Genomic DNA, 15,017 nt, shown 5'->3' with positions numbered 1-15,017 from the left:
TTGAAATGCACTAACAAATCATCACCAACAAATTCAGTCTCACTTACGTGCAGAAAGACTATCCAGTAACACTCGGAAATTTGGATAGGGTGTTTTATTTCCAAACATATCAGGTTTTTCTCGACGCAATTTACGAAGTTGCTCATGCAAATCGTTAAAAATAAAAATAAATAGACTGTTTTGGCTTTTACTATCCCCAAGAAATAGATTAATCTGCTCCGCAGAAGTATCTGCTGAATTATATTTCTCGTCCTCCAAAAGTGATAAAAATGTATTTGCTCTACTTACCCATGACAATTCAGATGAAATATTATCAAGGCCATTTTTTATATTAACAAAATCAAATCTTTGCCCGGCGGTAATGAATGAAAATTCTTGCAATTGGTCAGTAATTTCCGATACTCTCATGACTGTACATTCCAGACATTCCGCGATGCCACCAACAATTTGGCTGCGGCTACGTTTAATAGCCGCTATTTCATTCAGCTCTTTTTCAATCTGTTTGCGTTGCTCCGCCATTTCCTTTACAAGCTCCTTACCAGCTTGCAATGTGTTTTGAATTGCAACCAAATAAACCCCAGTAATAATAGCCAAAACAAAGCTTGCAATTGCCAACCATGTTTCCGGCGGCAAATTTTTCCCATTCACACTGCTTTGTTCACCATCCCCAGCCTTCGGCGGAGAAGAAGTGGATGCAGAAGCTGATGCTGATGCAGGTGCAGGTGCAGGTGCAGGTGCAGGATTATTTTGTGCACTTGCTACCTTTGATGAAAATTCTGCAACGGAAGCATTAGATGACGGAATTTCAGAGGATACGTTTTTATGTTTTCGAACATCCTCGTTCTTATCACCCCCCCCCCTTTTTTCAGGAGCGAACGTCCTTGACACCCCGCTTTCACCTACAGACCAAAATAATGAGCCGGCTGTCCCCATAGAACAAGCCACCAACAATGGCAAGATTAGATTTTGAACAATATTTTTCCAATCTTGCAAGGTCCCAGTTGGTGTATTTTTTGAAATAATCCTAGACAACGACCAGGAGAATGTTGCCAAACCAATTGCAATACCAAATAATAGATAATTATTCATTTGCGATCCCGCATATAATGTTTATTGAGTTTATACAAGTACGCAGCCATCTACTCTCTCCGCCCCAGCACCACATCCTCCAAAACAAAGTTATCGCATTGAGCCATGATAATAATACAAATTATTGACTCACATAAAATGAAGAAGTAATGAATGCCACGCTAAATTTGCAGCCATTTCCGCAAGCGAAGAACTGTCATAGATTGCCAACCATCCCAACATTCAAGTTCACTACCCAATCCAAAATCCGCTTTTCTCTGTGCAAAGTCTTGAAAAGCACTGCACAAAATTATGTTATTTTGATTTATACTCTTTGTCTCACACAACCACTTAGCCAATGCAAAACCGCAATATCTTGCATCAACTGCCTGCCCATTCCAGAACTTGCCAAGTTTTATTACAAGCGGCACAGGCATAAAACAATCTAAGATAAAATAATCTTGCGGGGAAATACTATGCTTAGCAACATCCTTAGCAAACAGCTCAGTTTTTCCTGTTCCGCAATAGTTTTTAACCTCAACAGTATCTTGCTTAGTTCCAACCATTTGCAAACGCTCAACTGTTGGCCGGTTTGCTTGATCATCTACCATCCAAATGCATTTACTCATGATTCCCCTCCGTTTTCGCAGGTATGGCTAAGGTGAATATCTGCCAATGCCACTCACCTTTTCCCTTTTCATCTGATATTGTTAACTTTACTCCATGCCGCTTGCATAATGCATCCACCACAGCAAGTCCGGCCCCCATCCCTTCTGTTGTTCCGATTTGATCGACATCACCTTTAACATAAGGCAATAGTATTTCCGCTTTTTTCTCTTCTGGGATTGGCTTGAAAACTGCATTTAAAATAGAAATTAACAAAACATCGCGAACATCATTTAAGATTAAATTAATTTTTACTTTCTCACCTATGATTTCCGGGTTGAATTTAATTGCATTTAGTAATACATTGATGTAAATATGAGCCATTGCTTTTTGCGGTACGCTCAGCAAAACATCTACATCATCACAGGAATTATTTATTACAACCTCTCCCTTGTGATATGTCAACAACCAATCAACGCTTTGATTTAACTCCAATAATGTACATGTTTTACTAACTTCAGGCTCCTCCTTTCCAAAACGAACACCAGTTATTTTCTGAATATCTTCAATCATGTGCCCATGCAATTTAACCAATGCATATAAATCTTTCACTTTCCCTTTAGAAACTGATCTCTTATCCTTGTTTTCAGGCCAAATTTCAAGCCAGTTTGCAATATCTCCTTCCAACAATTGCATTGGCTTCCTTAATTCATGCGCCAGCGCATAGCGAAACCATTCCCGTTCTGTTTCGGCATTCCACCAGCGCAGCAGCGTTGCTAAACGTTTTGCAAGTGCATGCAACCAGTCAATGCGCCCGCTGGTCCATACATTTTTCCCACGCGCCATGGTGATTAAAATCCAATGCCGGTCTTTATCTCGTGGAATCTTAATGCCCACCCAACTGCCAACTTGGTGATACTGTTCATCCGCCGGTTTAAAAATCTCTTCTGGAACCTCTCTTTTCTGATAGGAGTCAAGGAGCAATTCAATGGCGCCGTCTTGGACATGCTTTTCGGCTTTAAAATCTTGAATAACAAATGCCTCATAGTCCATTGCCCACCAAGCGCCTGAAAAAGGCCAGCGTATATGCCAGGGGCTATTGCGGTATGAACGAATCTTGAATATAGATTTCTCTGCTCCAATTTCACAGCGAAGCAATTGATTGGAAATTCCCTCCGCCACATAAAGCTCCAACAACTCCGTATCAGGTTTTACGCAAACCGGAGTTTCGTTAGCAAATTCTTGGGGCTTTCGCTCTTCCCAAGGCGCATTTTGCAACAAATTCCAGTTTAAGAGCAATTTATCAAATGCTGTACAAATAATTTTTCTTGCGTGTTCAAGTGGTGCATCAGTGGTAGGTGCGCCAGCATCGCTCACCCCTTCTGTCAAAATATCGCTGATTGTTTTTTGCCAACTCATCATCCGAATACCTTGGCGTTGTTTCAATCGCATCAATAAGTCATCATGGACTATTTTTAAAAAGCCTTGCATCCCCACAACATCATTTCCTGAAATATCACCCCATGCAATTGGCAATGCTTCTTCTGGCAATAAATGATCTGTACGACGATCAAAACTGAGTTGCCCTACAAATGCCTTTTCTCCACTTGGCAACACCTCCCCAATCATCATTTTTACTCTAGTCTTCGCATTCCCCCATGGAATCGAGGATAATTTACTTGATTGTGCTTCAGCTACCGGTGTTGGGAATAATAAAACTGTGCCAGGCATTGCGTCCCTCAGCTCTTCCGCATTATTTGTTTCGTCCAAATTCAATTCATTGCACAGCCATGACTTTCCATCCTCAGAAAAATGGTGGCCAGTTGCTGCCAATGGTGTAATACGCCAACCTTTTTTGGTGTCACGTTTAAGCTCGCCGACAATTGCCTCAGCCATATATAAACGCAACCGTGTAATACCCCATTGCTCGCGCATCAAGTCTGCCAACTCATCCAAGTATTCCTTTAAATGCAGCTTGGCGCTCAATGGCGCAGCATTTAATGGCGAAATTGTGGCATGCAAGGTTCTAGACAACCAGTATTCGTCATTCGTTTCACCATTATCATTGAGGATAGCATCGCGCAATCTGTGCAAACGCCATTCTTCCCATTGGTTCTTTTCTACATTCCAATCCCATTTGCAGACATATTTTATTTTCCTGTCTGCCAAACGCAGTTCAGCCATCAACTTTTGTAAAATGATATTCCAATGCCCGTCAGCCAGACCTGCACCGACATCATTTGAGGAAAAAATAGCTTGCTCGCAGGCGGCATTATTTTGTGTGATGAGTTTTACTTCTTGATTTACAATATAAATAGGTGTCTCAACAGCATTAAACCATGCTGGAAATGAAGATGCGACATCGTAACGGATTGATAAATTAGGCTTATTTAAAATTTTCTCCAACTCGTCAAAAACAAGCGGCTTTGTCAACACTCCGGCTAAATTTTTGGTTCGAGCCAGCTTCTCAGCCGCACCTGGAAAGAAAGTTAATAAACAAATTTTAGCTAAAGGATAAATCTCACTTAATGTTTGCACCCAGTTATTGCGCATGCTTTCAGCGCGGACTTCACTCACATCCAAGCTGTAATCCAGCAAAACCAAATCTGGCTCTTCCTCCGGTAGATTTTCTGCATTCGGAGGCACAATAGTGATTTTTAAACCTTTATTGCTGGCCGCATATGCAATGCGTTCTGCATGTTCATTGTCATCATCAATCAGCCAAATGTTCTTCATTGATTAATATCCTTTTTTTCTAATGGCATTGGCAAAACCAACTCAAATTTTGTTCCTATGCCTCGCCAACTATATGCAAGTTTTATGTCTGCACCATGCCCTTTTACTACTTGCCGCGCAAGCCATAGGCCAATGCCATGATTTTCTTCATGCTGTGCATTGGAGTGCATGAGTTGAAAGAGTTTACTTTGCTGCCCACTGCTCAAACCAAAACTGTTATCCGAAATACTGCACACGAGATGTCCGGCATATGCGCCATCTAAGGGTATATCCAGTTGCAAGCGAACCCAATTATTTTCTTTCCGAATGTGATGCTTCGCTGCATTATCAATCAGATTAAGCAGTGGAATCGAAACTGCGCTGGCAGGCAGGTCTAAAAACAAAGGGGGAATATGCTGTGGCCACAGCAGGGCCACTTCTCGGCTATCGCAGGATTTTCTGGCCAGTGGATAAAGCATGGCCATCACCCGTTGTAAATCCAACGGTGTATGGCGCCCACGTTGTATGCCTAAAATCAAATCAGCAGTTTGCTGCAAATCTGTTGTCGCCGTTTTCCAATGAGGTAAATATTTATTCAACCAGGGCAAAAATTCGTTCAATGGTTTTTGCTCAGTTTGCAATTGTGTGCGCCATTTTTCCAAATCTTCTAAAACCGTGCTGAAGATATGTTGTCGATGCATCCATTCATGACCCAAGGCATCAAAACGCGCCCCTTTGCTTAATAAATCACCCAAGTTCTGCATCGCATCTGCTTGGCGCATATTCAATAATGCTTGCTTGGCATAGCGCATTATCCATGCGGTTTCCTTCTTTGAAATGGCCTCAGCCGTTCCTATGCCAATAATCCACTCGACCGATTGAGACACCTCGTCTCCAGATGTGATGGCGACCCACAGGGCGTGACTCTCTGCTTTTGCTTTTAAGCTGGGCTTATGATCCTTTGGTTCAAGTTGCAGCTGCTTCAGTTTATTCCCAAGCAGCAAGCGCAGTTCTGAATGTTCCATTACTTCATTCAACATCTGCGCAGTAAATGGCGGCTTGCCTGCGCTGCCTATAAAGCGTAAATCTTGCTGCCCATACGCAGCTAACAAGACTGTAAAATCTGCATGACAATCCTGGCGCAATTGCTCCAACCAAGGGCCGGGTTTTTGATTGTCGCCAGCATTCAATTGTATTCCTGCAGTCAAACTGCCTTGCCATACCGGCTGGCCATTCAGCAGCGCCAACAAACTGCCCAATTGCAATGGCCGCATCAGCGTGCCGCAACAGTGTTGCCACACTTGGCCCGCTGGAATCAAGCTTGATAGCAGACAACAGGGCGGCATGTTTTTACCTGCATTGCTTGCCAAGGTATGCCAACGAGCAATCAATTGCGCGCCCCCTTTTTCCTGCTGTAAAAGATGCAAATCCACCAACACCAGATCAGGCGCCCGATTACGCGACAGCGGGGCCAACAAAACACTTTCGGCCAGCTTCTCCACCATCTGGGTGCATCGCAACTCCCACTGCCCAGCTTCCACCAGGAACGTTTTTGTTTTAGCCCCATTCGCCTCCAAACGCTGCGCTAAATGTTGCATTTGCCCATCGTTATCGTCCACCAGCCAAATCACACGCTCTGCCAGCAGAGCGGCTGGCATCGTTGTCACCTCCTCTTTTTCTTCTGCGGCCTGCTCAAGATGGTGCTCTTGCAATTGCACAGCCGACACCTCATCCGCATCAAAATGATGGATCAAAGAAATGATGCTGGCATAAGGGTTCATCGGCGGTTCTTTGATTGCAGTAATGCGCAGCATCAAGCGGTCGCCGCGCTCCAGCTTTAAGCGTTTAGTAGCCGGGGATGCAGGCTTTTCCACGCCACCATCGGCCCAGGGAATTTGATCAAGCGGGAGAAAGACGTCAATATCGGGCTGTTCGCCAGCGTCTCTATCAGTGGGAAATGTCTGACCAGCATCCAGCTTGACAACCCAGCCTTTCAATTCGCCATTTTTCACCACGGCATTTTTCACGATGCCTGTGACAATATCGTCTTCGTATAAATTCAGTTCCTGCCAGGGGCTGTTAGCATCGGCCCAACGCTCATGTACATGGTAAAAAACACGGCCAGCGTTCACACCCTGTTTAAAAGCATACACCCGCAATTTTTTACCCACAGCATATTGCGGTAATTGCTCCATTAAGGGCGCATCGTCGCCATTCGCCAAGCTGTTGATTTGATACAAACGCCCGCGCACCTTGCCCATTCCAGCTTGAATTAAATCCAATTCAACAAAATCACGCTCACGGATATACACCACCGCATCATGCGTAGCGCGCAACCATGGATCGTTTGCGTTGTTGCGCTTGGGGTTGTTGTGGCTTGGTTTCATGTCTGGAAAAAAGTAACTTCATAAAAGTGACCAATTTCCCTTTTTTATACCACGCCCAAGGTCTGTTGCTTGCATGCATTGCACGCCAAGAACTGTATCTGGCGTTTTTTCTGGTCGATATGCTTGATTGTGTTGCAGTGAAGATACAACTTTAATACACACTCAGCTTCATACACCTTGATAGGCGCAGACAAACTTCGCGCAATAAGCTGCGCCGCCATGGTGTGGTGGTGAAATTACCCGGTTGCGATATCTCGACGCATCATTTTCAGCTTTTCCCTCATGCCGCCAGCCCCAACCTCCCCCGCAACCCCTCCGGCGCATGCTTCCTCACACACGCCTGCGCCACCGCCGAAAACTCCGCCTCATAGCGCAACATCTCGCGCAATTGCTTTGTCACCATCGCCTTTGTCACCTTGGCCAGCACGGCAGGCGCACCGTCGCTATTCGCCTGCTGATAATCCTGAATCAGCCCTAAGCATTTACGCCAGGTGTCTGCGCGCTTGCGGTTAAGCGGCGGCAGCCGGTTTAGGCCCAGAATGTCGATGCTGTGCGCCGCCTGCGCCTGTTCGCGCGCATCGGCGCCCGCGCTTTGGGTGGCAAGGCAGGCGTCTTCATCGAGTTCAAAGGAAATCAAGCTCGCTTCGTCGCTGGTGGGGTCGATTAAGAGCGGGGCTTCGAGTTGCAATGAAAGCCTGTCCCCGGGCTGGGCGCGCGCGCCTTCTTGCAGTGGAAAGTGATCGCGTTTTTTGACATTGATGAGTTGCCCGGCCATGCGGTAATTGCGCCAGTCAAACGCCAGCCACCAATACCCGGCGCTCTGTTGCCCGTTCAGCTCTTGCACGCGGCCCTTGGGGCGGTAGTGGTCAACATGCAGCGCCGAAACGCTCTCGCGTGCTTCGCTGTACCAGCATTTATCGTGAAATAAGCGCATGAGCCAGTCGCGGATGCGTTGATCGCGCCACAAAGCCTGCTTGGCTTCGATTAATTCCTGCCTTTCTGCTTCGCTGGCGCAGGCTTGCAGTTGCTGGCTGATGCGCTCGGCTTGCTCCAGCCAGTCGGCGGGCGGGCTGGCGTCTGCCGGGATTTGCACTTTGCGCATAGCTTACTCTCCATCCAGGGCGCGCAATTCCTGCGCCAATTGCGCCAGCGCGCCGCTGTGTTCTTGCGCTAACAGGCGGCGCGTGATGTCTTGCGCCAGCCGGGTTTGCTGCGCCATTTCTTCCGCACTGAGCAAGGCGCTCAAGGGCAACTGGCGCGCGGCGTGCATGCCTTGCAAAAACAGGCGATACAGCGGGTCTGCGCTTTCCTGCGCAAAACCCATCTGCGCCAGGGTGTTGCGCAGGGTTTGCAATTGCGCTGCTTCGTGCGCTCGCAGCTCGCGGTTTGCTTGCTCTGCCAGCAGCGCATTGCGTTGCTGCAGTTGCGCCAGGGTGCTGCGGTCAAGGGTGGAGCTTAAGCCGAAAAGCTCGCTTTGTAAGAGGCCGGCCACGCCCATGCCTTGCGGTTCGGCCTCTGGAATGGACACACTGCTTTGCCCATCTTGACTTTGCACCAAGTGTATTTGTGCGCGCCGCAAATCCGCCAGCAGCAAGGGCGCTTGGCTGGCCAAAACGATTTGCCCGCCCCAGCCGCCTGCTGCGCCGGCTTGCGCTGTCACCGCCTCCAGCGCCGCCGCCATTTCCAGCGCATAGCGCGCTTGCCATTGCGGGTGCAGCCCGCTTTCCGGCTGCATCAATATGATTAAATCGGCGGCTGGCGCTTGCTGCACTTCCTGAGCTTCCTGCGCTTCCTGCGCACCATCCGCCGCCAGAATTGCGCCTGCCATGGCGGCAATGCGCGCTTGTTCTTCGCTGATGTTGCTGAGCTGGTTTGGCCTCAGCCCCATGCGCGCCATCATGGCTTGCCAGGCGGGATGGTTTTGCCGGGCGCATTCCTGGATAAAATCCGCCCTGCCCTGGCCATCCAGCTGCAGCACGGGCATCGCCGCTTGCTGCAACGGGGAGATATCAGCAACATGCAGTGCGCCTTGTAGCAGAATACGGCGCGGCAGCAACGCACTGGCCGGGGCGCGCAAATCTTGCAGCGCGGCTGGCGCATCATCTATGTCGCACTGCGGCGCGGCGCCGGGTGTGGCGTGCAGGCATATGGTGTGCGCATGCATGCGGTAGCGCAGGCGGTAGGCGAATTTGGCTGCGCTGCCGCTGGCGGCATCTTGAAAAATCTGCAGCAAGGCTTGCAACAGGCTGGCTTGATCTGCCGTATGCAGGCTCAGCACAGCATGCAAGCTGTTTTTCACCCACGGGCTGTTGGCGTCATAGGCCTGCGGCTGGATGTAGTCGGTGAAGTGCAGCGTGAAGTCGCGCAAGCCGCCAAACGCGGGCAAGTGCAGACTGAGCAATTGCAGACCTGTGTGCGGCCACAGCTTCGCCATGGTTTGCTGCAAGAGGCTCTGCAACTGCGCCTGATCTGTCACCACGGTTTGCTCCAGCATCAGCGCGCGCTGGCCATGCCGGCTCAGGCTGCCCCACAAAAATTGCGCCAGCTCGCCGCTCTTGCTGTGCGGAGTGAGGTGCAAGCTGAATTGAAACGCGGTTTCGCTGCTATTCGCCAGCCCCAGGCTGCGCTTGCTGCGCAGCAGTTGCAGGCGCGCGCCGCCTGTGTGCAAGTCGGTTTGTTCTGCAAACAGGGCGCGGATGCCGGCTTCGTCTTCGGCGTACAAAAACAAGGGCAGTTGTGACATGTCAAGCTTCCTTCCATTGCTGCATGAGGCTGCCAAGCCAGTCCATGGCTTGATTTGGCGGCGCGCCGATGGCGTCTTGCACCTGGGCTTGAATCAGCGCGGCGCGCCGGGCTGGCGGCGGGTGTTGTTGCGATAGCGGCTGGCCGAGCCTGGCTTCGATATGGTCGAGCAAGTGAAACAGGGCGCAAATAAATAAGGTGTTATTCCACATCTGCTGCGCCGAGCCGCTGACTTGCGCCATGTGCATGATGGCAAAGCGGTCAGCGGCGTTTTCCATTGCCTGCAGCGCTGGCAGGCTGTGCGCGGCGGCGTTTGCGTACAGCACATCGTTTTGCAGGGCGTTTAATTGCATATCGAGTTGTTCCACATGGCCCAGGGCGATATGTCCCAATTCATGCAAGGCGATGAAGCGTAAAACCAGGGCGGCGATTTCGCCGGATTGCTGTTTGATCGGGTGGACTTCTTCATCCAGGATCACCGCTTCATAATCGCGCCGGCTGCGCACAAAAAACAAATCGCGTGCGCGCAGATAGCTGGCGTGGGCGCGCTGGCTGTCGTCTTGCGCCTGCCATAACAAGGCTTCGCATAATAATCCGGCCATTTGGAATAAGCCTACGTTCACGCCCATCACATACAGCGGGGCGGGGGCTTGTGTGGCGGATTCTGTGGCGGCTTGTGCGCCGTCTTTGTGCGCGTCCTCTGTTGGCGCAACGGGAAACACGCAGGCATTGCAGCGCAAATTGTGCAAAAAGCCCAACGCCAGACGCGCCATGAGCGCGCGCTCGGCGGGGTCGCAATAGTCCAGCAAATCCTGATATAAATCCTGCTCCAACTGCTGCAGCCAGTAGCCCATGTGCAGGCCATGCGCGGCGAATTGCTCGCTGTGATCGGCCCCGTATTGTTGGCGCTGGCGCGCCACCAATTGCGCAATTTCTTCGTCTGTGGTGGCGATGGCTGGCGCGGCTGAAAAATCCAGCGCGCTCGGATGTCTGCTGCCCTGGGCTTGCAGCAGTTTGAGATAGTGCAAGGCTTGCGGATTCATGGCGCCGCTCCGCTTGGGGTTTGACTTTGAGTTTGGCGCTGCAGCCAGGCTTGCGGCACACTTTCGGCAAACATGTCACGAATCTTGACCAGCATCGGCCAGGTGTGGTTTTCCAATAAGTCGATGTCGGCGTTGAAGTCGTCCAATTCGCCCGGCGCCTGGTAATGTTCGGCGCAAAATTGCAGGGCGTTATTCAGGCCGATGGAAAATTCTTCGCGCTTATCCAAACCCAGGGCGCGCGCAAAACCTTCCAACACGCATTCGGTGCGCGTGCCGGGCAAGTGATACAGCTTGCTGCTGCGCCCGGCTTCAAAGGCGTTGAAGGCGATGCCTGCGCACAGCGCCACCATTTCATAGATATCGCTGTCTTGCATGTCGTCAAACAGCCATTCTTCAAACGGGTTTTGCTGCTGCATGACGGTGGCTAAAAACAGGCCGGCGTGGATGTCGGCATCGACTTCCAGCGCACGCCGGATCAAGTCGGCATCTTGCGCTTGGCCGGCGCCAGGCTCGGCCTGCGGCCACACGATAGGCCCGGTGGCCAGGGGTTGAAATTCCGGCAGGCTGTGTACGCCCAGATTGGCGTAAAACGCGGTATGCCCGCGCAAGACATGCGCCAATTCGTGATAAAACATGAGCAATATCGACATCATGCTGAGCAACATGGCCAGGCGCAAACGCTCGGGGTCTTCGGGAATATTCGCCAGCGGCGCCGCGCTCCACTCGGTCTGACAGGCGCCAACGTCGCCCACATCTGGAAAATGTTCGGCGCAGGTCAAGAGCCGGAAAAAGCGGTCGGCAATGCAGGTGAATAAACCGGGCGCAAAAATAATCAGGTAACTGTTGCATTGCGCGTCCAACTCTGTCACCAGCGCTTGCGGCTGGCTGAAGCTGCCGGCAACTTTCAAGCTCAATTCAAACGGCTGCAAGGCGGCAGCGGCGCTGCTGGAAGTCAAGTGATTGGCCAGGGTGTCAAACATACCGCGCAAGACGGCTTGTGCTGTGCCTGTGTGTTCACCCCAGTGTTGGGCGAAGCTGGCCGGGTTCCAGGGCGGGGAAATTTGCAGCGGACGGCATTGGCGCAGCAGGGTTGCAATGCGCTGCGGGTCTTGCGCGGTGCTGATGGTTTGGCTGAGAGGATCGGGCTGGTCCATGCTTGGCTCTTGTCAGGCTGCGGGCTTGTGGGGGATTGTAGCAGGTGGGGGATGTGGAATCGCGCTCTTGCGGGCAGTTGGTGCGTTGCCACCAAGCACATTGTTCGGATGGTGTATTCAAGCCATATTGGCCGGTGTTTAAAACCATGCAGAATTTCTTGCATCATCTCACTCCTCGATTGCAAATTAACTAACAATGAAATTCCATATTAAATTTACTTTCGATTATTTACTGGTGCATCAATATTATTGCTATTTCTCCTCTTATCAATGTCATTTTTAAATTTCTCTATGGCATTAGAATATGCTTGCTGTTTAGCAAGTTCAATATTGCATCTATTAAGCAATCCATCGACATATGGTTTTAACTTATAATGCACAAGCGCCAACTCACTGCACTCATCTGATTTGCATAATAATATATTATGCCTTGGTGGATTCTCAGTGTTTTTCACCAATGGCAAAGTCACAGTCAGCGCAGACCTATCCAATATATCCCAACCATCTGGCAGATTTACTACTTCCAATTGCACTTTTTCACCTGGATCAGTTTTTTTAAATATATAAATATAATTCCCATCAGTCCCTACTGGAATTTTATTTTCTGTTACGCCAATTTTAATCGACCTAAAATCGGAAATTTTTGCATTACTACCATCCTTTTTTACAACCACAAACATGCCACTCAACGTCGCCTCAGCACTGCAGTCCGCCATAAATAGCCAAACTATCAAAGCAAATAGAATATTAAATATTTTCATTGCTCCCCCTTGTTTTGGGGATTTTTATCATTATTCTCCAGTAGGCTGCTTGATCGCGGTCGCTCTACAAGGGAGTCAGTAAATTTTGTAATCATCTTGATTTCAGATTGATATATACCAGAATTTCCTTTATCCAAATATTTAAAAATATCAACTGCCTCTGCCAGCGCCTGCCTTCCTTTGACTTCATCATTTTCGGAGAAATAAACAACTCCCAGTCGAGAAAGAATTTGCGCAATTCTCGATTGATGCGCTGCAGGGTTATTTAACGCCAATCTTCTGAAAATGGCGAGCGCCTCTTCATATATTTTCTTTGCTTCCTGAATGCGATTTTCTGAGAAGAGCAAGTTTCCCAGATTATTCAACGTAATTGCTACATCCGGCAAATACGATTGTGGGTTACTTTGCGCCAGTAGGCTACGCAATTTCAAGGCTTCTTCATACGCCGCCCGTGCCTCTGGCAAACGGTTTTCAGCGCTATATAAATTACCCAAATTATTCAGGCTGGTCGCTACATAGGGAAAAAACACACTCGGATTGCTTTGCGCTAGTTGGCGATATAATTTCAAGGCTTCCTCAGATGCTACCAATGCGTCTTGCTTTCGACTTTCGAGCTTGTATAAGATACCAATATTAATTAGGTTGGCTGCCACATCCGGCAAATATGCCTGTGGATTATTTTGTGCCAGTTGGCGGTAAAGCTTCAATGACTCTTCATGTGCCACCCGAGCTTCCTGCAAACGGTTTTCAGCACGATGCAAAATACCCAGATTGTTCAGGCTGGCCGCCACAGCAGGCAAATATGCCTGCGGGTTCGTTTGTGCCAGTTCGCGACGCAGCTTCAATGCCTCTTCATACGCCGCCCGAGTTTCTTGCAAACGATTTTCATCGCTAAGCAAGTTGCCTAAATTATTCAGGCAATTTGCTAAAAATGGCAAATAAGCTTGAGGATCACTTTGCGCCAGTTTGCGGTAGAGTTTCAAGGCTTCCTCATTCACCATCCGCGCTTCCTGCAAACGGTTTTCAGCACGATGCAAATTCGCCAGGTTGTTCAGGCTAACCGCCACATCTGGCAAATATGCCTGCGGGTTTGTTTGCGCCAGTTGGCGGCGTAGCTTCAATGCTTCGTCATACGCCATCCGCGCTTCTTGCAAACGGTTTTCATCGCTATACAAATTGCCTAAATTATTCAGGCAATTTGCTAAATACGGTAAATATGTCCGTGGATTCGTTTGCGCCAGTTGGTGGTAAAGCTTCAATGCTTCTTCATACACCACCCGCGCTTCATGCAAGCGGTATTCAGCACGATGCAAGGCGCCCAAATTATTCAAGCTCTCCGCTACATCTGCCAAATACACCTGCGGGTGAGTTGTCGCCAGATGGCGACGCACCAGCAAGGCTTCTTCATATGCCATACGCGCTTCTTGCAAACGGTTTTCAGTATGATATAAATTACCCAGATTATTCAGACTATCTGCCACCGTTGGTAAATATGCCTGCGGATTGGATTGCGCCAGTTGGCGGCGTAGCTTCAATGCTTCTTCATACACCACCCGCGCTTCCTGCAAGCGACCTTCAGCACGATGCAAGATACCCAGATTATTCAGGCTTAATGCAACATCCGGCAAATACGCTTGTGGATTGGATGCTGCCAGTAGGCGATTTAGCTTTAAGGCTTCTTCATACCCTTTGCGCGCTTGGCTAAAATGATTCAATGATTGATGAAAATACCCATATTTAAACCATGCATTCGCCGACTTTGGTGCAAGTGCTACCGCCTTGCCATACGCACGATCCGCCGCTAAAAAATCATTATTCAAATTTGCCAACTCACTCCGAACGAGCCAACTTTCCAACAAGGCCTGCATCCTCGTTTCCTGCCTTAGCATTTCCAGTTCTGCTGCTTGGTCAAGTTTAAATTCATCCAAAATTACCAGTGCTTTTTTTATATCCCCCTGCAAATACCAATTCCAAGCCTCCCGATATAGCCAACTGGCATCCCACTCCTGCAAGCGGACAAACTGTTCCGCGATTTCCCTTACCCGCGCTTTTTCCTTGATCTGTTCAGCTTCTAATTGCGCTATTTCTTCCTGCTTCACTCCCACTTTCTTACTTAATGCTTCCAGTCTTTCATGATAATGTTTATCGACAATCTCCCAATTTTTTTGCGTTAAATACTCTTTTCGCAACTCATCACAGCGCGCCACCGGGCAGGTGATAATTATATTTCTCGGCCCGTTCGGTAGCAATTTGTATTTCAACATCACCGAAAACATCACTTTCCAGCCATCGGGTAAATCAATCAGCAAATTTCCTTCTTGCCCTTGAAGCCGTTCATCAAATACCAATTCAAACTGCCCCAGGGAATTACTCTTAGCATTAATTCCATCATTAGCTCTAACCAGTCTGCCTGTCAAAGGTTTGCCCCTCTCAGTTTCTTGCAACAGCACACCGGATAAGACAATGGATTTCGCCTGCACTGGCAACGCAATCCAAGCCAGGACAAAGTAGATGCCAATGATTAATTTACTTGTACGCATA

10 protein-coding genes are annotated in these 15,017 nt (G+C 49.0%); all 10 read right to left on the bottom strand.

All coding sequences use genetic code 11. The annotated features are described in order from the left end of the window. Positions 1-39 precede the first annotated feature (39 nt). The gene (locus tag V8J88_RS07795; protein WP_338848810.1) at positions 40-1,089 is read right to left on the bottom strand and encodes a hypothetical protein; all 1,050 of its coding nucleotides are present in this window, start codon (positions 1,087-1,089) and stop codon (positions 40-42) included. Between the two features lie 161 nt (positions 1,090-1,250). Further along, positions 1,251-1,697, bottom strand: coding sequence for a hypothetical protein (locus V8J88_RS07790; protein ID WP_338848809.1), 447 nt, complete (start codon positions 1,695-1,697; stop codon positions 1,251-1,253). After that, positions 1,690-4,410 carry an ATP-binding protein gene (locus V8J88_RS07785; RefSeq protein ID WP_338848808.1) on the bottom strand — a complete coding sequence of 907 codons (2,721 nt, stop codon included), beginning with the start codon at positions 4,408-4,410 and terminating at the stop codon, positions 1,690-1,692. The genes V8J88_RS07790 and V8J88_RS07785 overlap by 8 nt, the downstream gene beginning before the upstream one ends. Beyond that, positions 4,407-6,776 carry an ATP-binding protein gene (locus tag V8J88_RS07780; RefSeq protein WP_338848807.1) on the bottom strand — a complete coding sequence of 790 codons (2,370 nt, stop codon included), beginning with the start codon at positions 6,774-6,776 and terminating at the stop codon, positions 4,407-4,409. Before V8J88_RS07780 ends, V8J88_RS07785 begins: the two co-directional genes overlap by 4 nt. A gap of 280 nt (positions 6,777-7,056) precedes the next feature. Beyond that, positions 7,057-7,878: a hypothetical protein gene (locus tag V8J88_RS07775; protein WP_338848806.1), complete on the bottom strand. Its 822-nt coding sequence runs from the start codon at positions 7,876-7,878 to the stop codon at positions 7,057-7,059. A gap of 3 nt (positions 7,879-7,881) precedes the next feature. Then, a complete protein-coding gene (locus V8J88_RS07770) occupies positions 7,882-9,519 on the bottom strand; it encodes a hypothetical protein (protein ID WP_338848805.1) in 1,638 nt (545 codons plus the stop codon). A 1-nt stretch (position 9,520) separates the two neighbouring features. Continuing rightward, positions 9,521-10,561: a hypothetical protein gene (locus V8J88_RS07765; protein ID WP_338848804.1), complete on the bottom strand. Its 1,041-nt coding sequence runs from the start codon at positions 10,559-10,561 to the stop codon at positions 9,521-9,523. Beyond that, a complete protein-coding gene (locus V8J88_RS07760; RefSeq protein WP_338848803.1) occupies positions 10,558-11,715 on the bottom strand; it encodes a hypothetical protein in 1,158 nt (385 codons plus the stop codon). Before V8J88_RS07760 ends, V8J88_RS07765 begins: the two co-directional genes overlap by 4 nt. A gap of 215 nt (positions 11,716-11,930) precedes the next feature. After that, positions 11,931-12,476, bottom strand: a complete 546-nt coding sequence (locus V8J88_RS07755) for a hypothetical protein (RefSeq protein WP_338848802.1) — start codon at positions 12,474-12,476, stop codon at positions 11,931-11,933. Then, positions 12,473-15,016 (bottom strand): tetratricopeptide repeat protein, encoded by a 2,544-nt coding sequence (locus tag V8J88_RS07750; RefSeq protein ID WP_338848801.1) that lies wholly within the window; start codon positions 15,014-15,016, stop codon positions 12,473-12,475. The genes V8J88_RS07755 and V8J88_RS07750 overlap by 4 nt, the downstream gene beginning before the upstream one ends. Between the last annotated feature and the right edge of the window lies 1 nt (position 15,017).

This window comes from Massilia sp. W12, assembly GCF_037300705.1.
Classification (GTDB): Bacteria; Pseudomonadota; Gammaproteobacteria; order Burkholderiales; family Burkholderiaceae_D; genus JACPVY01.
Note: the sequence above shows the minus strand (reverse complement) of the source record. Positions and strands in the feature narration are given on the sequence as shown.